The 19,217-nt window shown below is 65.2% G+C and carries 20 protein-coding genes; 12 read left to right on the forward strand and 8 right to left on the reverse strand.

What is annotated here, in order from left to right:
• Positions 1–144 precede the first annotated feature (144 nt).
• Positions 145–1,167 (forward strand): amino acid ABC transporter substrate-binding protein, encoded by a 1,023-nt coding sequence (locus Q0Q36_RS06190; protein WP_293796458.1) that lies wholly within the window; start codon positions 145–147, stop codon positions 1,165–1,167.
• A gap of 37 nt (positions 1,168–1,204) precedes the next feature.
• Here Q0Q36_RS06190 and Q0Q36_RS06195 read toward each other — a convergent pair whose 3' ends face one another.
• Positions 1,205–1,354 carry a hypothetical protein gene (locus Q0Q36_RS06195; protein ID WP_293796459.1) on the reverse strand — a complete coding sequence of 50 codons (150 nt, stop codon included), beginning with the start codon at positions 1,352–1,354 and terminating at the stop codon, positions 1,205–1,207.
• Between Q0Q36_RS06195 and Q0Q36_RS06200 the strand changes: the two genes are divergently transcribed.
• The 5 genes from Q0Q36_RS06200 (at position 1,353) to Q0Q36_RS06220 (ending at position 6,560) form a co-directional block, all read left to right on the forward strand.
• Positions 1,353–2,345, forward strand: coding sequence for an amino acid ABC transporter substrate-binding protein (locus tag Q0Q36_RS06200; protein WP_293796460.1), 993 nt, complete (start codon positions 1,353–1,355; stop codon positions 2,343–2,345). The genes Q0Q36_RS06195 and Q0Q36_RS06200 overlap by 2 nt on opposite strands.
• A gap of 369 nt (positions 2,346–2,714) precedes the next feature.
• Positions 2,715–3,911 carry an amino acid ABC transporter permease gene (locus Q0Q36_RS06205; RefSeq protein WP_293796461.1) on the forward strand — a complete coding sequence of 399 codons (1,197 nt, stop codon included), beginning with the start codon at positions 2,715–2,717 and terminating at the stop codon, positions 3,909–3,911.
• A 10-nt stretch (positions 3,912–3,921) separates the two neighbouring features.
• Complete coding sequence (locus tag Q0Q36_RS06210) at positions 3,922–5,301, forward strand: amino acid ABC transporter permease (RefSeq protein WP_293796463.1); 1,380 nt, start codon at positions 3,922–3,924, stop codon at positions 5,299–5,301.
• 98 nt (positions 5,302–5,399) lie between these two features.
• Positions 5,400–6,116 (forward strand): amino acid ABC transporter ATP-binding protein, encoded by a 717-nt coding sequence (locus Q0Q36_RS06215; protein WP_257731984.1) that lies wholly within the window; start codon positions 5,400–5,402, stop codon positions 6,114–6,116.
• Positions 6,117–6,275: 159 nt separating this feature from the next.
• Positions 6,276–6,560 carry a hypothetical protein gene (locus Q0Q36_RS06220; protein WP_293796465.1) on the forward strand — a complete coding sequence of 95 codons (285 nt, stop codon included), beginning with the start codon at positions 6,276–6,278 and terminating at the stop codon, positions 6,558–6,560.
• An 85-nt stretch (positions 6,561–6,645) separates the two neighbouring features.
• Here the strand turns inward: Q0Q36_RS06220 and Q0Q36_RS06225 are convergent, their stop codons facing one another.
• Positions 6,646–7,806 (reverse strand): glycerophosphodiester phosphodiesterase, encoded by a 1,161-nt coding sequence (locus Q0Q36_RS06225; protein WP_293796467.1) that lies wholly within the window; start codon positions 7,804–7,806, stop codon positions 6,646–6,648.
• A gap of 221 nt (positions 7,807–8,027) precedes the next feature.
• Between Q0Q36_RS06225 and Q0Q36_RS06230 the strand changes: the two genes are divergently transcribed.
• Positions 8,028–8,462 carry a hypothetical protein gene (locus Q0Q36_RS06230; RefSeq protein ID WP_293796469.1) on the forward strand — a complete coding sequence of 145 codons (435 nt, stop codon included), beginning with the start codon at positions 8,028–8,030 and terminating at the stop codon, positions 8,460–8,462.
• Positions 8,463–8,647: 185 nt separating this feature from the next.
• Here Q0Q36_RS06230 and Q0Q36_RS06235 read toward each other — a convergent pair whose 3' ends face one another.
• Complete coding sequence (locus Q0Q36_RS06235) at positions 8,648–8,791, reverse strand: hypothetical protein (protein WP_199091326.1); 144 nt, start codon at positions 8,789–8,791, stop codon at positions 8,648–8,650.
• 183 nt (positions 8,792–8,974) lie between these two features.
• On the opposite strand from Q0Q36_RS06235, the gene Q0Q36_RS06240 reads away from it, so the two are divergent.
• The 4 genes from Q0Q36_RS06240 (at position 8,975) to Q0Q36_RS06255 (ending at position 13,173) form a co-directional block, all read left to right on the forward strand.
• Positions 8,975–10,273 (forward strand): RsmB/NOP family class I SAM-dependent RNA methyltransferase, encoded by a 1,299-nt coding sequence (locus Q0Q36_RS06240; RefSeq protein WP_293796470.1) that lies wholly within the window; start codon positions 8,975–8,977, stop codon positions 10,271–10,273.
• Positions 10,274–10,322: 49 nt separating this feature from the next.
• Positions 10,323–11,891 carry a glutamine-hydrolyzing GMP synthase gene (gene guaA / locus Q0Q36_RS06245; RefSeq protein WP_293796471.1) on the forward strand — a complete coding sequence of 523 codons (1,569 nt, stop codon included), beginning with the start codon at positions 10,323–10,325 and terminating at the stop codon, positions 11,889–11,891.
• A 202-nt stretch (positions 11,892–12,093) separates the two neighbouring features.
• Positions 12,094–12,780 carry a DUF2161 domain-containing phosphodiesterase gene (locus Q0Q36_RS06250; RefSeq protein WP_293796472.1) on the forward strand — a complete coding sequence of 229 codons (687 nt, stop codon included), beginning with the start codon at positions 12,094–12,096 and terminating at the stop codon, positions 12,778–12,780.
• 87 nt (positions 12,781–12,867) lie between these two features.
• Positions 12,868–13,173 (forward strand): I78 family peptidase inhibitor, encoded by a 306-nt coding sequence (locus Q0Q36_RS06255; RefSeq protein WP_293796473.1) that lies wholly within the window; start codon positions 12,868–12,870, stop codon positions 13,171–13,173.
• A 124-nt stretch (positions 13,174–13,297) separates the two neighbouring features.
• Here Q0Q36_RS06255 and rpmG read toward each other — a convergent pair whose 3' ends face one another.
• From rpmG to Q0Q36_RS06280, 5 genes are all read right to left on the reverse strand, one after another.
• Entirely contained in the window at positions 13,298–13,465 is a 168-nt protein-coding gene (rpmG, locus tag Q0Q36_RS06260) for a 50S ribosomal protein L33 (protein ID WP_038367996.1), read from the reverse strand.
• A 141-nt stretch (positions 13,466–13,606) separates the two neighbouring features.
• Positions 13,607–14,341, reverse strand: coding sequence for an NUDIX hydrolase (locus Q0Q36_RS06265; protein ID WP_293796485.1), 735 nt, complete (start codon positions 14,339–14,341; stop codon positions 13,607–13,609).
• Positions 14,338–14,784: a DUF983 domain-containing protein gene (locus Q0Q36_RS06270; RefSeq protein WP_293796487.1), complete on the reverse strand. Its 447-nt coding sequence runs from the start codon at positions 14,782–14,784 to the stop codon at positions 14,338–14,340. Before Q0Q36_RS06270 ends, Q0Q36_RS06265 begins: the two co-directional genes overlap by 4 nt.
• Positions 14,784–17,120 (reverse strand): ribonuclease R, encoded by a 2,337-nt coding sequence (rnr, locus tag Q0Q36_RS06275; RefSeq protein ID WP_293796488.1) that lies wholly within the window; start codon positions 17,118–17,120, stop codon positions 14,784–14,786. The genes Q0Q36_RS06270 and rnr overlap by 1 nt, the downstream gene beginning before the upstream one ends.
• 461 nt (positions 17,121–17,581) lie before the next feature.
• Positions 17,582–18,046 carry an Lrp/AsnC family transcriptional regulator gene (locus tag Q0Q36_RS06280; protein WP_293796490.1) on the reverse strand — a complete coding sequence of 155 codons (465 nt, stop codon included), beginning with the start codon at positions 18,044–18,046 and terminating at the stop codon, positions 17,582–17,584.
• Between the two features lie 154 nt (positions 18,047–18,200).
• Between Q0Q36_RS06280 and Q0Q36_RS06285 the strand changes: the two genes are divergently transcribed.
• The gene (locus tag Q0Q36_RS06285; RefSeq protein ID WP_293796491.1) at positions 18,201–19,211 is read left to right on the forward strand and encodes a 1-aminocyclopropane-1-carboxylate deaminase; all 1,011 of its coding nucleotides are present in this window, start codon (positions 18,201–18,203) and stop codon (positions 19,209–19,211) included.
• Positions 19,212–19,217: the final 6 nt, after the last annotated feature.

Genomic DNA, 19,217 nt, shown 5'->3' on the forward strand with positions numbered 1-19,217 from the left:
ATGAGTCGCTCTGGCAATCGACTCGAGGATATGGGGACGCCGCGCGAAAGCGGGATGAACCGGGCGGCGAAAAAGCTGCCGGCGGCGGGACCAGAAATATCTTCCGGCATCAGCCGGATCAGGGGTTCCAACGGGAGAGTACCGATGAAAAAGTTTGTGGCGGCCGCGCTTGCGGCAGGGTTCGGCATGGCGCTGTCCGCGACCGGGGCTTCGGCCCAGGCGACGCTGGCGCAGGTGAAACAGCGCGGCATCCTCAACTGCGGCTCGAATACCGGCCTCGCCGGCTTCGGCGTGCCGGATGCGCAGGGCAACTGGAAGGGTCTCGACGTCGATCTCTGCCGCGCCATCTCGGCGACGATCTTCAACGATCCCAACAAGGTGAAGTTCATCCCGCTCTCGGCGAAGGACCGTTTCACGGCGCTCCAGTCGGGTGAAGTCGACGTGCTCGTCCGCAATTCGACCTGGACGATGACCCGCGACGCCTCGCTCGGCTTGCTCTTCACCGGCGTGAACTACTATGACGGCCAGGGCTTCCTGGTTCGCAAGAAGCTCGGCGTGAACTCGGCGCTGCAGCTCAACGGCGCCTCGGTCTGCACCCAGCAGGGCACCACGACCGAGCTCAACCTGGCCGACTACTTCCGCGCCAACAACCTCAAGTACGAAGTTGTCGCCTTCGCGACCTCGGACGAGACGGTCAAGGCCTATGATGCCGGCCGCTGTGACGCTTTCACCACCGACGCCTCGGGCCTCTATGCCGAGCGCCTGAAGCTGACGAACCCCGACGAGCATCAGGTCCTGCCGGAGATCATCTCCAAGGAGCCGCTCGGACCCGCCGTCCGCAACACCGACCCGCAATGGTTCAACCTGGTGAAATGGGTCCATTTCGCCATGCTGAACGCCGAGGAGCTCGGCGTGACCCAGGCGAATGTCGACGAGAAGCTGAAGTCCGACAATCCTGAGATCAAGCGTCTGCTCGGCACCGAAGGGAAGTTCGGCGAGCAGGTCGGCCTGACCGCCGACTGGGTCGTCCGTATCGTCAAGCATGTCGGCAATTACGGCGAATCCTTCGAGCGCAACGTGGGCCAGGGCTCACTGCTCAAGATCGCCCGCGGCCAGAATGGTCTCTGGACCAAGGGCGGCCTGCAATACGCCCCGCCGGTTCGCTAAGAGGCATGCGGGGCGCCGGTTTGACCGGCGCCCCGTTTCATATCCGCGTGCCGAAACGGCCTTTGCCGGCGATATGCGCGATGTGAATGTCCGGTTGCTGCATGGTGTCGCTACGGTCGTTCAGGACCCATTCTGCCCTTTTGAAGGCAAGGGGAACACTCCTCGTCGCGATGGCATGTGCGGCCATGGCGGCCCTCGCGCCGGATGAAGGACGCGCGGCGCCGGCAGGCGGCGTGCTGGATAAGGTCAAGCAGCGCGGCGCTGTGATTTGCGGTGTGGCACCTTCGTTGGCCGGCTTTTCCCTGCCTGATAAGCAGGGGCGCTGGACTGGGCTCGATGTCGATCTCTGCCGTGCGGTCGCTGCCGCGATCTTCGACGATCCGGAGAAGGTAACGTTCGTCCCGCTCCTGTCGAAGGATCGCTTCACGGCGCTCCAGACCGGCGAGGTCGATCTGCTGTCGCGGACCTCGACCTGGTCGATGGCGCGCGATACCGCGCTCGGCCTCAACTTCACCGGCATCAATTTCTACGGCGGCGAAGGCTTCATGGTTCGCAGCAAGCTCGGCCTGAGCTCGGCGCTGCAACTCGCTGGAGCCTCCGTCTGCGTGGAGCAGGGGACCACAACCGAGCTCAATGTGGCCGACTTCTTTCGCGGCCATGGCTTGAAATACGAAATCGTCGCCTTCAAGGGCAGCGACGAAACGCTCGACGCCTATGCCAACGGTCGTTGCGATGCCTTTGCCTATGATCGGGCCGGCCTGGCGATCCAGCGGATGGGCCTGGCGGCGCCGCAGGAGCATGTGATCCTGCCCGAGACGATCTCGAAGGAACCGCTCGGCCCGGCCGTCCGTCATGGCGACGACCAATGGTTCGATCTGGTCAAATGGACGCTCTTTGCCATGGTCGATGCCGAGGAGCTGGGGGTGGGGCAGGGCAATGTCGATTCCATGCGGGCGTCGGAGCGGCCGGATGTCCGCAGATTGCTCGGCCTGGAGGGCGATTTCGGTGAACCGCTCGGCCTGAATCGTGATTGGGCCTATCGGATTGTTCGCCATGTCGGCAATTATGGTGAATCTTTTGAAAGAAACCTCGGTCGGGACTCGCCTCTGAAGATCGAACGTGGCCAGAATGCGTTGTGGACTCGGGGCGGCCTGCAATACGCTCCGCCGATCCGCTGAAAGAGCGGGCAAAGGCCCGTTCCGAAAAAATGAAACGGGGCTACAAGGCCCTGCACGAGACGAGGAAATCGAGGCAGGGTTCGGGTTGCTTGGCCCGGGACTTGCTGGCCAGCCGAGGGCGGGACGAACCCGCTCCGAACAGGGGAAGTGCATGAAGATCGTCATCGTGCCGGCGGCAGCCGGCGCCGGATATCCATCGCAGCGCATGGCGCCGATTGGAATCGAGGGCTGAGGGAAGGGCGCCGGCCTGCCGGCTTAGGCGTCATCCACGAGACCAGAAGAGTGGCACGGGCAACAAGACGACGGCAGCGCAACCGCAGCGCCGCAGGATCGCCGGCCACGACAAGCGAAGCAAAAAGGGCGTGACAGGTGTCGAGCATTCCCAGCGAACAGGTATCACCGGGCAAGGCGTCGTTATTCTACGACCCGAAGATCCGCGGCTATGTCTATCAGGCCGCTCTGGTAGCGATCGTCGTCTTCCTGATCTGGTCGGCGGCATCGAACGCGATCGAGAACCTGCGCGCGCAGAAGATCGCCTCCGGCTTCGGCTTCTGGCACAACGCGGCCGGCTTCGACATCAACCAGAAGCTGATCCCGTTCTCGGCCTCCGGCGGCTCGACCTATGGCGACGCCTTCATCGTCGGCCTCTTGAACACGTTGCTCGTCGCCGGTCTCGGCATCGTCCTGGCGACCTTCCTCGGCTTCTTCATCGGCGTCGCCCGGCTGTCCAACAACTGGGTCATCTCGAAGCTCGCGATGATCTATGTCGAGGTCATCCGCAACATCCCGCTGCTGCTGCAGCTCTTCTTCTGGTACAACGCGGTGCTGAAGCCGCTGCCGAACCCGCGCCAGTCGATCGAGCTGCCGGCCGGCGCCCTGCTCAACAACCGCGGCCTCTACCTTCCCGATCCGCAGCTCGGACCCGGCGGCAGCCTGATCGTCTGGGCCTTCCTGATCGGCCTCGTCGCCACCTTCGTCTTCCGCCACTGGGCCCGCAAGCAGCAGGCGGCGACCGGCCGGCAATATCCGATCGGCTGGGTCGCGCTCGCCCTGATCGTGGTCCTGCCGCTGCTGGTCTATTTCGTCACCGGCCGGCCGGTCTCCTTCATCTATCCGGAGCTCGCCGGCTTCAACCTGCGCGGCGGCATCCAGATCTTCCCCGAATTCGTTGCGCTGCTGATCGGCCTGACGACCTATACGGCGGGCTTCATCGCCGAGGTCGTGCGCGCCGGCATCCTCGCGGTGTCGAAGGGGCAGACCGAGGCGGCCCATGCGCTGGGCCTGCGCAACGGGCCGACGCTGAAGCTCGTGGTCATCCCGCAGGCGATGCGCGTCATCATCCCGCCGCTGACCTCGAACTACCTCAACCTGACCAAGAACTCGTCGCTGGCGGTGGCGATCGGCTATCCCGATCTCGTCCAGGTCTTCACCGGCACGGTGCTGAACCAGACCGGCCAGGCGGTCGAGGTCGTGGCGATCACGATGGCGGTCTATCTGACGATCTCGCTGGTGACGTCGCTGTTCATGAACATCTACAACAAGCGCATGGCGCTGGTGGAACGGTGAGGGCTGCGCGATGACCGACGCAACGACCGAAAACGCGCCCTACGCCTTCGTCCGCAGGGAAACGCTCCAGCAGGAGCCGGCGCCCCTCTCCGTGGCCGGGCCCCTGGCCTGGATCCGGACGAACCTGTTCTCCAGCCCGCTCAACGCGATCCTGACGCTGCTCTGCGTCTGGCTCGTCGTTGACACCGTCCCCGGAATGGTCCGCTTCTATTTCCTCGACGCGGTCTGGACCGGCACGAATCGCGACGCCTGCCTCGCCGACAAGATCGGGCGCCCGGTCGGCGCCTGCTGGGCCTATGTCGCTGATCGCACCCAGTACTTCATCTACGGCTCCTATCCGGTGGCGGAGCGCTGGCGCGTCAACATCGTCTTCGTGATGTTCGCGCTCGGCGTGGTCTGGCTGCTCTGGAACAGGGCGCCGCTGAAGAAGGTCGGTGTCTTCTTCTTCTTCGTCATCATGCCGGCGAGCGCCTTCATCCTGCTGCTCGGCGGAGACCGGGCGGAGAGCTTCCTGCGCTTCCTGATCCTCGTCACCTTCGCGCTGGCGGTGCTCTATCTCGTGCTCTCCTTCGTGCCGAGCTTGATGACGTTCTGGATCGGCGAGGGGCAACTCGCGGTCGAGGAGGCCATGCCGGCCTGGCAGCGTTTCTACCGGCCCAAGCGCCTGATCCTGATGGCGCTCGTCATCTTCGGAATCCTGGCGCTCCTCGCCGATAGGGTCGGGCTGCCGCGCGTCGATACCGGCCTCTGGGGCGGCATGACCGTGACCTTCCTGATCTCGGCGGTCGGCATCGTCTTCTCGCTGCCGCTCGGCGTGCTGCTCGCGCTTGGCCGCCGTTCGAAATTGCCGGCGATCCAGCTGCTCTCGGTGATCTTCATCGAGTTCGTGCGTGGCGTGCCGCTGATCACCGTGCTGTTCATGGCCAACACCATGCTGCCGCTCTTTGTGCCGCAGGAATGGTCGCCGGACCGCTTGCTGCGTCCGCTGATCGGCGTCGCGCTCTTCGCTGCCGCCTATATGGCGGAGGTGGTGCGCGGCGGCCTGCAGGCCATGCCGAAGGGCCAGTACGAGGGCGCGATGTCGCTCGGCCTCGGCTACTGGCAGATGATGCGCCTGATTATCCTTCCGCAGGCCCTGCGCATCGTGATCCCCGGCATCGTCAACACCTTCATCGGGCTGTTCAAGGATACGACGCTGGTCACCATCGTCGGCATCTTCGACTTCCTGCGCACCATCGAGGCGACGCTGATCGATCCGACCTGGGCGACGCCCACGACCCGGTCGACAGGCTACGCTTTCGCCGCCATCTTCTATTTCCTGTGCTGCTGGGGAATGTCGCGCTATTCGATCGCGGTCGAAAAGCGCCTCGCCGCCGGCCAAAAACGTTGAGAGGGACGACAACCATGGCAATGGCAGAAACCAAGACGACCGGCTCCCGCCCCGCGGCGCTGAAGCAGACCTCGCTGAACACGGCGACCGCGGTCGAGATGATCGGCGTCAACAAGTGGTATGGCGAGTTCCACGTCCTGCGCGACATCAACCTGAAGGTCGGCCGCGGCGAGAAGCTGGTCATCTGCGGGCCTTCGGGCTCGGGCAAGTCGACCATGATCCGCTGCATCAACCGCCTGGAGGAACACCAGAAGGGCCAGATCATCGTCGACGGCACGGAGCTGACCAACGATCTCAAGAAGATCGACGAGATCCGCCGCGACGTCGGCATGGTCTTCCAGCACTTCAACCTGTTCCCGCATCTGACGATCCTCGAGAACCTGACGCTGGCGCCGATCTGGGTGCGCAAGATGCCGAAGAAGGATGCCGAGGAGATCGGCATGCACTATCTCAAGCGCGTCAAGATCCCCGAGCAGGCTCACAAATATCCGGGCCAGCTCTCGGGCGGCCAGCAGCAGCGCGTGGCGATCGCCCGCTCGCTCTGCATGAGCCCGAAGATCATGCTGTTCGACGAGCCGACCTCGGCGCTCGACCCGGAAATGGTCAAGGAGGTGCTCGACACCATGGTCTCGCTGGCCGAGGAGGGCATGACCATGCTCTGCGTCACCCACGAGATGGGCTTCGCCCGCCAGGTCGCCGACCGCGTCATCTTCATGGATGCCGGCCAGATCGTCGAGATGAACACCCCCAACGAGTTCTTCAAGAACCCGCAGCACGAGCGCACCAAGCTCTTCCTCTCGCAAATCCTGCACTGAGGGACGCAAGCCCCGTCATCCATTGCAAGCGCGCCGGTTCTCGCCGGCGCGTTTTGCGTTTTGGGGTATGTCGGGGAAGCTTCACTCAGGCCGCGACGTCGCGCCGTTTCGGAACGAATCCTCACCTGCCCCGTTTGTGACGGGAACGGAGGATACGCCATGAAACGTCTTGTTCCCGCCCTGTTTGCCGCTCTTCTGATGAGTGGCGGGGCCTATGCTCAATCGATCAATGTGGGTCCCGGCGGCGTCAGCGTCGATACGCGCTCGCCGCGCGAGCGGGCCATCGATCGGGACATCCGCGAGGAGCGGCGCGACCGTTACGAGCGCCACCGCGAGCGCGAATGGCGCCGTGCCAACTACCGCCGCGGCGATTGCCGCACTGTGACGACCGAGCGCGAAACACCGCGCGGCGTCGTGCGCCGGACCACCCGCGTCTGCGATTGAGTTCAGCCGCGCCGCCAAGCGCAGCATCCGCCCATGAAAAGGCCCGCGACGCCGAGCATCGCGGGCCTTCTGCTTGAAGTCGAGCTTACTTGCCGTCGCGCGCCTTCACGGCCTGGTCGGGGAAGTCCGAGAACAGCCCGTCGAGGCCGAGCGCGAAGAAGGCCTTGTACTCGGCGCCGGCGTCGCCCTTGAAGTCGGAGGTCAGGCGCTTCGGCTCGCTGCGGAAGGTCCAGCTATGGACCAGCAGGCCGGCGGCGTGGGCGTCCTTCACCACATTGGTCGGAGCGATCAGCGTGCGATCGCGCTCGTCGATCGTGCCGTCGCCATTGAGATCCTGCGGCTTGCCGTCGGCACCGATCGTCTGCTTGGAGCCGATCAGATAGGGCTTCCAGGGGCCGACGCCGTCGGCATAGGTCGCGATCTCCTTCAGGCCATCGGCCGAGAGCATGTCCTGGAAGGTGCGCTTGTCGCCGAGCACGGCGAAATCATAGGGGCGGTCGAAGGGCGCGACCAGCGTGACCTTGCCGTCCTTGTCGACACCGTCGCCGTCGACGAGCTGGACGAGGCGCAGTTGCGTCTTCGGGCGCAGGTATTTCAGGTTGGCGGTCTCGAAGCTCTGGATGAAGACCGGCGCCGTCTTGTCGGTCCAGCCGGCGGCCTTGAGCATGTCCAGGAGCTTGTCCTCGAAGGCGAGGCCGAGAGCGGCGTGATAGGTCGGATGCTTGGTCTCGGGATAGATGCCGATGGTGCGGCCGGTGCGGGCGCTCTCGGCCTTGGCGAGGTCGATCACCTCCTGGAAGGTCGGGATCTGGTACTTGCCGTTATGCGACTGGTCACGATCTGCGAAGGCCTGCTTGGCCTTCAGCGTCTTGATCTCGGCGGCGGTGAAGTCGTTGGCGAACCAGTCGGTTGTGTCGACGCCGTCGACCTTGCGGGTGGTCTTGCGACTGGCGAATTCCGGGCGGTCGGCGACATCGGTCGTGCCTGATAGCATCGGCTCGTGGCGGACGATGAGGACGCCGTCCTTGGTCGAGACGAGGTCCGGCTCGATGAAATCCGCGCCCTGCTGGATCGCGAGCTTGTAACCCTCGATCGTATGCTCCGGCATGTACCCGCTGGCGCCGCGATGGCCGATGACGAGCGGCTTCTGGCCCGACAGCGTCGGGGCCCCCTGCGCGAACACGGCCGGAGCCTGGAAGGCCAGCGCGGCGAGAAGCGTCGTCGAGAGAAGGAGGTTCTTTGTCATGATCTGGCCCAGCCTCACGGAAATGCGGGCGACCTTAAGAAGGCGGATATGACATCGCCATGAAGGCCGATGGTTTGGATTTGAGGGGAGTTCGTTGGTCGGCGGATGTGGCAACGGCCCTGTGGGGAGTCGGAAAGAGGCGCGGACTTGGGTCGGCTTTCGACCCACAGCTGCCTCAGGCACCCCGTTAGGTATGAACTGCTGCTGCGATTGAAATTTAGATGTCCACGCAGCGATACTGGAGACAACCACCTCCTGACCAACTCGTCGCAATGGCCGCCTTCTTTGCAGTTCTGATAGCAACCTTCATAGGGGGAGTTTCCGGTCTTATTGCCTTATCCGCGATGTTTCCGGTGGTTGCGGTGGGCTTCGCATTCGCATTCAAGACGCTCTGGTGGCTTCCGCTCGCTCTTGCCGCACCCACGACGATCATCATCCTTCCAATGATTCATACGTTCGTGCCGAACCCGTTTCTTAGAACCGCAGCGCTGGTCCTTGGTGGTGTGGCGAGCGGGGTAGCCACGATCTACGCCGTGTTGGATGGGCTTGCAGGAGGCGTGGACAGCACGCGTCATCAGGCCATCTTCTGTGCGGGGAGTATTGCTGGAGTAGCCGCGGCTGCTGCTTTCGATAGCATCGCCAGAGAGATCGACTGATCGCCAATCAGGCGGCATGGTGAGTTCTGCAAACGTCCCTAGCAGTCGTTCGCCCTCCCAACTGCCTTCCGCTTCCCACAGACAAGAAACCCGCCCCGGCGGATGCCGGCGCGGGTTTGGTTCAATCGCCGATGTGAGCGGAACCGTCGGCGGCAACGCCGCAACCGCACCCCTCCCACGCAATCTCAGCGGCGATGGGTCTCGAGGGTGGTCTTGGCGTCGAGGCGCTTGGAGGCCGGCGGGGTATAGTCAGGCTGCTGCTGGGTGGCGCAGGCGGCGAGGCCGAGCGCGACGAGGCCGAGGACGAGGATGCGGCTGGCGCTTTTCATGTGTGGATATCCCGTTGACCGCGACATGCGGTTGCATCGTCTTTCCGCTTGTGGAACGACCGCGTCAAGAGTGTGACGCTGGGGGCTTTATGTCCCTGTGTCATGCTTGAAACGTCGAAAATCGTTCGACACCGTCTTGAGGGCATCCCGGAGTGCGTCCGGCGAGGCCAGGATTGAAGCGTCATGACCCCAGCCGCCCGGATCAGCGCCGCCATCGAGGTGCTCCAGGATATCGTCGAGCGCCGCCGGCCTGCCGCCGATTCCCTCAAGGACTGGGGCCTGTCGCGCCGTTTCGCCGGCTCGAAGGATCGCGCGGCCGTCGCCTCGCTGGTCTACGACGCGCTGCGCCGCAAGGCGTCCTCCGGCTACGCGATGGCGTCCGAGACGCCGCGTGCGCTCGTCCTCGGCATGCTGGCGGGCTTGCGGGGGCTTGGCGTCGCCGAGATCGCGGAGCTCTGCTCCGGCGAGAATCACGCGCCGCAGCCGTTGAGCGACGACGAGACGGCGCTGCTCACCGCGTTCTCGGTCGAGGGCGCACCCGAATGGATGCAGGCGGACGTACCGGAATGGCTCTGGCCGTCTTTCCACGCGGGGCTGGGAGAGCAGGCGATCGCCGAGGGTGAGGCGCTCGCCGCGCGTGCGCCGATCGACCTGCGCGTCAACCGCCTCAAGGCGGGCCGCGATGCCGTCCTGAAGGATCTTGCCCATCTCCAGCCGGAGCCGGGCCCCTGGTCGCCCGACGCGTTGCGCTTCCAGCCCGGTCATGACGGGCGCGGCCCCTCGCTGCAGACCGAGCCCGGCTTCTTCGCCGGCGCCTTCGAGATCCAGGACGAAGGCTCGCAACTGGTGACGTTGCTGGCAGGAGCGCGGCCCGGTCAAACGGTGATCGATCTCTGCGCCGGGGCAGGGGGCAAGACGCTGGCGCTCGCCGCTCTGATGGCCAATCGCGGCAGCCTCTACGCCACCGATCTCGACAGCCGTCGCCTCGCGCCGCTGCATGACCGGCTGGCGCGTTCGGGCGCCTCCATCGTCGAGGTCCGCATTCCCCGCTCGCGCGGCCATGAGCCCTTCGCCGATATCGCGGGGCAGGTCGATCTCGTGCTGGTCGATGCGCCCTGCACCGGCTCCGGCACCTGGCGTCGCAATCCGGATGCGAAATGGCGCGTGCGCCCCGGTGCGCTGGCCGAGCGCATCAAGGACCAGGCCGAGGTGCTGGCCCGCGCCGCCAGGCTGGTGAAGCCGGGTGGCCGCATCGCCTATATCACCTGCTCGGTGCTGCCGGAGGAGAATGACGAGGCGATCCGCGCCTTCCTCGGCAAGCATCCCAGCTTCTCCGTGGTCGCACCGATCGACGTGCTCAAGGGCGCCGAGAGCGACTTCTCCCTGCTCGCCCGCTTCGCAACAGCTTACGGCCTGCAGCTCTCCCCACGCCGCACCGGCACGGACGGGTTCTATCTGGCCTGCCTCCAGCGCGGGGATTGAGGCTGTCGCGGGCGTTGCACGCGCCCGCGCGATCCATTAACGGAACGCGATGACGAGCGCTCAGCCCCATCACGACTCCATCCTCATCATCGATTTCGGCTCGCAGGTGACGCAGCTCATCGCGCGGCGCATCCGCGAGATCGGCGTCTATTGCGAGATCGCCCCGTTCCAGTCCGCTTCCGAGGCCTTTGCCCGCATGAAGCCGAAGGGCGTGATCTTCTCGGGCGGCCCGGCCTCGGTGCCGGATGAGGGCAGCCCGCGGGCTCCCGAGGCGGTCTTCTCGGCGAACATTCCGCTAATGGGCATCTGCTACGGCCAGCAGACCATGGCGCATCAGCTCGGCGGCAAGGTCGAGGGCGGCCACGCCGCCGAATTCGGCCGCGCCGATGTCGAGATCGTCACCCCCTCGGCCCTGTTCGAGGGCGTCTGGGAACAGGGCGGTCGTTATCCGGTCTGGATGAGCCATGGCGACCGGGTCACGCAGCTTCCGGCCGGGTTCACCGTCAAGGCGACCTCGGAGAACGCCCCCTTCGCGGTGGCGAGCGACGAGACCAGGCGCTTCTACACCACGATGTTCCATCCCGAGGTGGTCCACACCCCGGATGGCGGCAAGCTCCTGCGCAATTTCGTCGTGAATATCTGCGGCTGCAAGCCGGACTGGAGCATGTCGGCCTATCGCGCCGAGATGCAGAAGAAGATCCGCGAGCAGGTCGGCACCGGCCGCGTCATCTGCGGGCTCTCCGGCGGCGTCGACTCGGCCGTGGCGGCGGTGCTGATCCACGAGGCGATCGGCGACCAGCTCACCTGCGTCTTCGTCGACCACGGCCTGATGCGGATGAACGAGGCCGAAGAGGTCGTCCGCCTGTTCAGGGATCACTACAATATCCCGCTCGTCCATGTTGAGGCCGAAGCGCTTTTCCTCTCAGAGCTCGCCAAATGCGGCGCCGATCCGGAAGCCAAGCGCAAGACCATCGGCCGGCTCTTCATCGACGTCTTCGATGCCGAGGCCGCCAAGCTCGGCGGCGCCGATTTCCTGGCGCAAGGCACGCTCTATCCTGACGTGATCGAGAGCGTCTCCTTCTCCGGTGGCCCTTCGGTGACGATCAAGAGCCACCACAATGTCGGCGGCCTGCCCGAGCGCATGAAGATGAAGCTCGTCGAGCCGCTGCGCGAGCTGTTCAAGGACGAGGTCCGCGTGCTCGGCCGCGAGCTCGGCCTGCCCGAGGCCTTCGTCGGCCGCCATCCCTTCCCGGGGCCGGGCCTCGCCATCCGCTGCCCCGGCGAGATCACCAAGGAGAAGCTCGACATCCTGCGCAAGGCGGATGCGATCTATCTCGACGAGATCCGCAAGGCCGGCCTCTACGACGTGATCTGGCAGGCCTTCGCCGTGCTGCTGCCGGTGCGCACCGTCGGCGTGATGGGCGATTACCGCACCTACGACCATGTCTGCGCGCTGCGTGCCGTGACCTCGGTCGACGGCATGACGGCGGATTTCTATCCCTTCGACATGAACTTTCTCGGCCGCGCCGCGACCCGCATCATCAACGAGGTCAAGGGCATCAACCGCGTCGTCTACGACGTGACCTCGAAGCCCCCCGGCACGATCGAGTGGGAGTGATCGGGGACATTCTGATCGCGCCAGGCCACCCGCTGGATTCGGGTAGGCCCCTTTGAAATGAAACAATCCGCCCGCCACCGACTGGACATCTCCAGTCGGTGGCTGGCGGATTTTTCGTTTGAGTGATCGATGACCTTTCCGGCGTTTGCCTCTCCGAAACGACTACCGGCTCAAAATGGCGCTTCCCTGCCCGGAGGCTGATGTGGAAACGTCGCTCTATCTGCCCGTCAAGCGCTTCCTCGAAGGGCTCGGCTACACCGTGAAGGGCGAGATCGGGCCTTGCGATCTGGTCGGGCTTCGTGACGGCGATCCCTCCGTCGTGGTGATCGGTGAGCTGAAGCTGAGCTTCAATCTCGAGCTCATCCTGCAGGGTGTCGATCGGCTCAGCCTCGGCGACGAGATCTGGCTTGCTGCGCAGCTCTCCGCGAGAGGTAAGGGACGCGAGAGCGATCCGCGTTATCGCAATCTCTGCCGGCGCCTCGGCTTCGGCTTGCTCGGTGTTTCCAAGACCGGGCAGGTCGATATCCTCGTCTCGCCGGCGGCGCCGACGCCACGCAAGGATCCGCGTCGGCGCTCACGGTTGGTGGACGAGCACAAACGGCGCAAGGGCGATCCGGCGATGGGCGGAGGCACGCGCAGGCCGATCATGACCGCTTACCGCCAACAGGCGCTGGCCTGTGCGGCAGCGATGGCGGAGGAGCCGAAGCGGCCACGCGATCTCAAGCCGTCCTGCCCGGACGCGCAGAAGATCCTGCACCGCAATGTCTATGGCTGGTTCGAGCGCTCCGGGCGTGGCGTCTACGCGTTGACCGAGGCCGGCCGCAGCGCCCTGGCTGCCTGGCATGCTCAGTTTCCGCCGGGCGCGGAAGCGACGGGGATTGCAGCCTGAACGCAGCCATCCGCTTGCCATGGAGGCGCCGCATCGCAATCGTAAGGGCTTTCGACCTACGAATTCGCGATGAAAGGAGTGGTCTGAATGGTTGGGCGGAAGCTTCTCGCCGCTGGAACCCTGTCTCTCGCTGCCCTGACGCTCGCAGCCTGCCAGAGCGATGCGCAGCAGGCGCCGATGGGCGGTGCTCCCGGCCTATGCCGCGCGGACGCGGCCGAGAAGCTGGCGGGCAAGGCGCGTATCAGCGATGCCGAAGCCCAACAGGCCACCGGCGCGACCATCGTCCGGCAGATTCGGCCGGGGCAGGCCGTGACGATGGATTATCGCCGGGAGCGCGTGACCATCGAGACCGATCCGAAGACCGGCAAGATCGTCCGCGCCTTTTGCGGATAGGCGCGGCGCCGACTCGGAGGGGCGGCTGCGGCTCGGGCTGTCGCCCGCAGTCTTGAACCTTCAAACGAAAAAACCGCCCGAAAGGGCGGTTTTTCAAAGCGAAATCAGATCGGGAGGCTGGGCCTCACTTGATCTTGGTTTCCTTGAACTCGACGTGCTTGCGCGCGACGGGGTCGTATTTCTTCTTCGACATCTTCTCGGTCATCGTGCGCGAGTTCTTCTTCGTCACGTAGAAGAAGCCGGTGTCGGCGGTCGAAAGCAGCTTGATCTTGATCGTCACGGCCTTGGCCATGGGTCTATCCTCGAACCATGCGGGCCGAAGGCCCTCGGAAAAGAAAATGGCCGGGCGAGCCCGGCAAACCGTCAGCGCGGGGAATGCCGCAAAGGGCCGGCGAAGTCAAGGAAGAATAGCTCGGCGGCTCAGGGATCCGCTTCAGAGTTCCTCACGCACGAAGCTGCCGCGCTTCTCCCAGTAGAACGGGACCGGCAGATAAGGCGCAAAACCACCCGCGATCCGGGCCTCGACCTCCTGGATGATCACTTTGGTGATCGTCGGAAGGTCGAGCTGCTTGGCCTCGTCGAAATCGACCCAGACCAGGTCGACCAGCTCCGAATCGGGCCCGATGATGCCGTCGACCCGCTTGGCGACGGCGGAGGCGTCGATCGCGAAGAAGCGGGTATCGAATCGCTTCGGACGGCGCGGCGGCGTGATCGCACGCGCGACGAAGGTCACTTCCGAGAGATCGGGATAGACGCCTTGCGCCGCGAAGTCGCTCCAGCTCCCGGAGGGCACGGTCTCCGGCGTGCCGAATTCGTCCGAGCCGAACAGCAGGCCGGTTTCCTCGAAGGTCTCGCGGATCGCGGCCATCGCCAGCGCCCGTGCCTTGCCGGCGCTGGGCCGCAGGCAGCGCTTGCCCAGCCGGTCCTCGCAGATCTGCGGCACGGCCCCGGTCGCGACCATGCGCCGGTCGCCGTCATCGACGCGCCCGCCTGGGAAGACATATTTGCCCGGCATGAACTTATGGCCTTCGTGGCGCTTTCCCATCAGCACCTTGGGCCGTGCGCCGCTGCGATCCAGGATCATCATGGTCGCGGCGTCCTTGGGACGCTGATTGGCAGTGGTGCGCGCCCGCTCGGCCTGAGTGAGGGTGACGGTATGGTCGGTCATCGGCGTGGTTCCGAGGAAGGCAGGGGCTGGCGCTCGGGCCGGTCGGGCTCGCCGCCGAAGCCATGCATGCGCACGGCCCATTGCAGGCCGACGACGCCGCCCTTGACGGGCTGCATCAGCGCGAAGGACAGGATGATGGTGAGCAGGGGCCAGATGGTCATGTGCACCCACATCGGCCAGTCGCCGAACTTCTCCGCCAGCAGCAGGCCACCGACGATGATATGGCCGACGATGGTGATGACGATATAGGGCGGCAGGTCGTCGGCGCGCTGGTGGTGCAGGTCCTCGCCGCAGACCTCGCAGATATCGACCGGCTTCAGGAAGGCGCGGAACAGGCGGCCCTGGCCGCAATGCGGGCAGCGACCCCGCAGGCCGCGCGCCACCGCCTGGCGCCAGTCGCGCTCTTCGAGATGCCGGTCGGCGCTATGTATCTGGACGCCCATCACCGCCTCTTGCCGGGCTTGCCCTTGCCGCTCTTGGCTCGGCCGGGCTTGCCCTTCTTGCCGAAGCTGGCTGCCGGACGGCTTGCTCCGAAGGGCGCTCCGCCGCCGCGCCGCCTGCCGGCACCGCTCACAGTCATTTTACGCCCGGCAGAGAGGATCTCGAAGCGCAAGGCGCCCGCAACGGGCGCAGCCTCGACCAGCTTGACATGGACGCGGTCACCGAGGCGCCAGCTCTCGCCGGTGCGCTCGCCGATCAGGGCATGGGCCGCCTCATCATAGCGATAATAATCGCCGCCCAGCGTCGAGGCCGGGACGAAGCCGTCGGCGCCGGTGCCGTCGAGCTTCACGAACAGCCCGGCGCGGGTGACGCCGCCGATGCGTCCATCGAAGCTCGCGCCGATCTGGTCGGCGAGGAAATGCGCGATCAGGCGGTCGGTGGTCTCGCGCTCCGCCGCCATGGCTCGCCGCTCGGCCGCCGAGATGCGGGTCGCGACCTCGCGCAGCTCCGCGAGCGTGACGCTCTTCGGCTGGCCGTCATCGCCGAGCTTCAGCGTTGTGATCAGGGCGCGGTGCACGATCAGGTCGGCATAGCGCCGGATCGGCGAGGTGAAATGGGCGTAGCGGCGCAGGTTGAGGCCGAAATGCCCGTAATTCTCGGCGACATACTCGGCCTGGGCCTGCGTGCGCAGCACGACCTCGTTGATCAGGGTTTCGTTCTCCGAGCCCTTGATCATCGCCAGGATGCGGTTGAACAGCACGGGCCGCAGGGCCCCGTCCTGCGGCAGCTTGATGCCGATCGAGGCCAGCACCTCGCCGAGCGCCCGCATCTTCTCCAGCGAGGGCTCGTCATGGCAGCGATAGATCAAGAGGCTGCCCGCCTTCTCCAGCGTCTCGGCCGCCGCGACATTGGCGAGGATCATGAATTCCTCGATCAGCCGATGCGCCGCGAGCCTGTCCGGCACGATGACGCGATCGACCGAGCCGTCGGGCTTCAGGATCAGCTTGCGCTCGGGCAGGTCGAGCTCGAGCGGCTGGCGTTGGTCGCGGGCGCGGGCCGCCACGCCATAGGCCGCCCAGAGCGGCATCAGCACGCTCTCGCGGATCGGCGCGGTCTTCTCGTCGGTCTGCCCGTCGATGGCGGCTTGTGCCTGCTGGTAGGAAAGCTTCGCCGCCGAGCGCATCAGCACGCGGTGGAAGGAGTGGCTCTTCTTAGCGCCGTCGGCCTTGAGCACGAGCCGGACGGCGAGCGCGGGCCGGTCCTCATGCTCGCGCAGGGAGCAGAGATCGTTCGAGATCCGCTCCGGCAGCATCGGCACGACGCGGTCGGGGAAATAGACCGAGTTGCCGCGCTCCAACGCCTCGCGGTCGAGCGCCGAGCCCGGCGTGACATAAGCCGCGACATCGGCGATGGCGACGGTGACGACGAAGCCGCCGGGATTGTCCGGGTTGTCGTCCGGCACGGCATGGACCGCGTCGTCATGGTCCTTGGCGTCGGCCGGGTCGATGGTGACGAGCGGTAGATCGCGCCAGTCCTCGCGGCCCTTCAGGCTCGCGAGCGGCGCCTCGGCGGCCTCCTTCAGAGCGGCCGGCGGGAATTCATGCGGAATGCCGTGGGCGTGGATCGCGATCAGGCTGACGGCGCGTTCCGACTTGATCGAGCCCAGTCGCTCACGGACATGCGCCTCCGGAGGGCCGAAGCGGCTTTCGCGGCGCATCGCGACCGAGACGAGGTCGCTGTCCTGCGCCTCCGCCGTGCGGCCTTTCGGGATGATCGCTTCGCGCCCCAGCGCCTTCTTGTCGATCGGCACCAGCCGGCCGGAGCCGTCGGGCAGGGCGCGGAAAATGCCGAGCACGGCGGCTTTCGCCTTGCCCATCACCTTGAGCACGCGGCCGGAATAGCCGAAGCCTTCGACGCCGCGCAGCCGCGTCAGCTTGAGGATGACATGGTCGCCGACGCCCGGCGCCGGCGCGGCCGACTTGTCCTTGCGGCGCCCCTCGCGGGTGCGCTCAATCAGGATCTGCGGCGGGTCGCCATTCTCGGCCGCATCCCATTCCAGCGGCTGGGCGACGAGGTCGCCTTCGCGGTCGCGGCGTTTGATCTCGGAGAGCAGCACTGGCGGCAATGCGCCGCGCGGATGGACGGGGCGCTCCTTGCCGTCGCCGCCGATCTCGCCGTCTTGCTCCATCTCCTTGAGCAGGCGTTTCAGCCAGATCTTGCCGCCCCCATCGAGCCCGAAAGCCCTCGCGATCTCGCGCCGGCCGACCTCGCGGCCGGCGGCGCGCTCTTCCTCGATGAAGTCGAGAATGGCCTCGCGGCTCGGATCAGGAACGGACACGGCCGGCACTCGGGGCGTGGGATAAGGAAAAGCGTGACACGCCGCCTGTCTGCCACGGCTTGCGGCCGGGCGCCAGCACGGGTGACCCAAAAGCGAGAAGGGCCGCCCTTTCGGGCAGCCCTTCCATTGCCGAACCGCGATCCGGCGAACCGGATCTGAAGGTGCGAAAACTCACGCGGAATAGAAACCCCAGCAAGAAGAGGTCCAGGTCCGCCCGCTCTGCACCAGCGGTTGATGACAATGAGACACTGGATCACCTCCTTTCAGTTGTTACCGACAAGAAGGAGGCTAAGGCGATTCTGCCGGATTCGTAAATGACAAAAATAAACCATGTCCGGCGAAGCGGGGTCGACTTGGATCGATCCTCGCCGGCTTGGATCCTTCAAGGATTCTGATCAGTTCTCGAAGCGGAGCCGCGCTAGCCGGCCATGATCGCCGTCGACCTGCATCCGCGCGACGTTTCAGAAAGCCAGCGGCGCGTTGTCCACGACCTCCTTCATCACGAAAAAGGTCCGCGTCTGGCGCACGCCGGGGAGGGCGATCAGCTTGTCGGCGTGGAACTTGTTGAAGCCCGCCATGTCCCGCACCCGGATCTTCAGGATGTAGTCGAAGTCGCCCGCGACAATGTGGCAGTCGAGCACCAGCGGCAAGGCGCGGGTGGCCGCTTCGAAGGCGCCGAAGCTTTCCGGCGTCGAGCGGTCGAGCACGACGCCGACGAAAACCAGCGTGCCCATGTCGATCTTCTGCGGAGAGATCTGTGCTCTCACGCCTGTCACATAGCCCTCGGCGAAAAGACGCTGGATGCGGCGGTGGCAGGTGGCGGCGCTGGTGTTCACCCGCTTGGCGATTTCCGCGTTGCCCATGCGCCCGTCGCTTTGCAGCAGGCGCAGAATCTTGACGTCGGTTCGATCGAGTTCGGATTGCATGAAAGATTCTTCCACTTTCCTGTAAAAATTTGGAATCCGGCATAGCTGTAGGCAAATTGAATGAGACAGGAGCGAGTATTCAAGGAAAATTTCGAGAGTACCTTTCAGGCGAGTTTTGCTAGCGTTTCCCGGTCATTTCCGAGGGAAACCCGCCATGCTGAGCCAATTCGAACGCTATCCCCTGACATTCGGGCCCACGCCTATCGAGAAGCTGTCCCGGCTTTCGGCCCATCTGGGCGGGACGGTCGCGCTCTATGCCAAGCGGGAGGATTGCAACTCCGGCCTTGCCTTCGGAGGTAACAAGTTGCGCAAGCTCGAGTATATCGTCCCGGACGCGATCGCCTCCGGTGCGGACACGCTGGTGTCGATCGGCGGCATCCAGTCGAACCACACCCGCATGGTTGCGGCGACCGCCGCCAAGATCGGCATGAAGTGCAGGCTCGTGCAGGAGAGCTGGGTGCCGCATGACGACGCGGTCTACGATCGGGTCGGCAATATCCTGATGTCCCGCGTCATGGGTGCGCATGTCGAACTGGTCGACGAGGGCTTCGACATCGGCATTCGCGCGAGTTGGGAGAACGCTTTGGCGGATGTGAAGGCGAAGGGTGGCAAGCCTTACGCCATTCCCGCGGGCGCTTCCGTGCATGAATACGGCGGGCTCGGCTATGTCGGCTTTGCCGAAGAGGTGAGGGCGCAGGAAGCCGAGCTCGGCTTCAAGTTCGACTACATCGTGGTCTGCACCGTCACCGGTTCGACCCATGCGGGCATGGTCGCCGGCTTCGCCAGGGACGGGCGTCAGCGCAATGTCATCGGCATCGACGCTTCGGCGACCCCGGCCCAGACCCGGGCGCAGGTGCTCGACATCGCGCAGAAAACCTCGGCTCTGGTCGGTGGCCCGGATATCACCGATGACGACATCGTGCTGAACGAAGATTACGCCTACCCGGTCTACGGTGTTCCCTCGCAGGAAACCATTGAGGCGATCCGCCTGTCGGCGCGGCTCGAAGGCATGATGACCGATCCCGTCTATGAGGGAAAATCTATGCAGGGCATGATCGATCTGGTCCGAAAGGGCTTCTTCCCGGCGGGCTCGAAGGTGCTCTACGCTCATCTCGGCGGTGTCCCGGCGATCAACGGCTACAGCTACACCTTTCGGAATGGCTGAGTTGCG

Source organism: uncultured Allobosea sp., assembly GCF_945957345.1.
Taxonomy (GTDB): Bacteria; Pseudomonadota; Alphaproteobacteria; order Rhizobiales; family Beijerinckiaceae; genus Allobosea.

Excerpts from the sequence above, each read along its gene's own strand:
- Q0Q36_RS06190 (WP_293796458.1), top strand. The coding sequence starts at position 145 with ATGAAAAAGTTTGTGGCGGCCGCGCTTGCGGCAGGGTTCGGCATGGCG.
- Q0Q36_RS06200 (WP_293796460.1), top strand. The coding sequence starts at position 1,353 with ATGGCGGCCCTCGCGCCGGATGAAGGACGCGCGGCGCCGGCAGGCGGC.
- Q0Q36_RS06195 (WP_293796459.1), bottom strand. The coding sequence starts at position 1,354 with ATGGCCGCACATGCCATCGCGACGAGGAGTGTTCCCCTTGCCTTCAAA.
- Q0Q36_RS06210 (WP_293796463.1), top strand. The coding sequence starts at position 3,922 with ATGACCGACGCAACGACCGAAAACGCGCCCTACGCCTTCGTCCGCAGG.
- Q0Q36_RS06215 (WP_257731984.1), top strand. The coding sequence starts at position 5,400 with ATGATCGGCGTCAACAAGTGGTATGGCGAGTTCCACGTCCTGCGCGAC.
- Q0Q36_RS06220 (WP_293796465.1), top strand. The coding sequence starts at position 6,276 with ATGAAACGTCTTGTTCCCGCCCTGTTTGCCGCTCTTCTGATGAGTGGC.
- Q0Q36_RS06225 (WP_293796467.1), bottom strand. The coding sequence starts at position 7,806 with ATGACAAAGAACCTCCTTCTCTCGACGACGCTTCTCGCCGCGCTGGCC.
- Q0Q36_RS06230 (WP_293796469.1), top strand. The coding sequence starts at position 8,028 with ATGTCCACGCAGCGATACTGGAGACAACCACCTCCTGACCAACTCGTC.
- Q0Q36_RS06235 (WP_199091326.1), bottom strand. The coding sequence starts at position 8,791 with ATGAAAAGCGCCAGCCGCATCCTCGTCCTCGGCCTCGTCGCGCTCGGC.
- Q0Q36_RS06240 (WP_293796470.1), top strand. The coding sequence starts at position 8,975 with ATGACCCCAGCCGCCCGGATCAGCGCCGCCATCGAGGTGCTCCAGGAT.
- guaA (WP_293796471.1), top strand. The coding sequence starts at position 10,323 with ATGACGAGCGCTCAGCCCCATCACGACTCCATCCTCATCATCGATTTC.
- Q0Q36_RS06255 (WP_293796473.1), top strand. The coding sequence starts at position 12,868 with ATGGTTGGGCGGAAGCTTCTCGCCGCTGGAACCCTGTCTCTCGCTGCC.
- rpmG (WP_038367996.1), bottom strand. The coding sequence starts at position 13,465 with ATGGCCAAGGCCGTGACGATCAAGATCAAGCTGCTTTCGACCGCCGAC.
- Q0Q36_RS06265 (WP_293796485.1), bottom strand. The coding sequence starts at position 14,341 with ATGACCGACCATACCGTCACCCTCACTCAGGCCGAGCGGGCGCGCACC.
- Q0Q36_RS06270 (WP_293796487.1), bottom strand. The coding sequence starts at position 14,784 with ATGGGCGTCCAGATACATAGCGCCGACCGGCATCTCGAAGAGCGCGAC.
- Q0Q36_RS06280 (WP_293796490.1), bottom strand. The coding sequence starts at position 18,046 with ATGCAATCCGAACTCGATCGAACCGACGTCAAGATTCTGCGCCTGCTG.
- Q0Q36_RS06285 (WP_293796491.1), top strand. The coding sequence starts at position 18,201 with ATGCTGAGCCAATTCGAACGCTATCCCCTGACATTCGGGCCCACGCCT.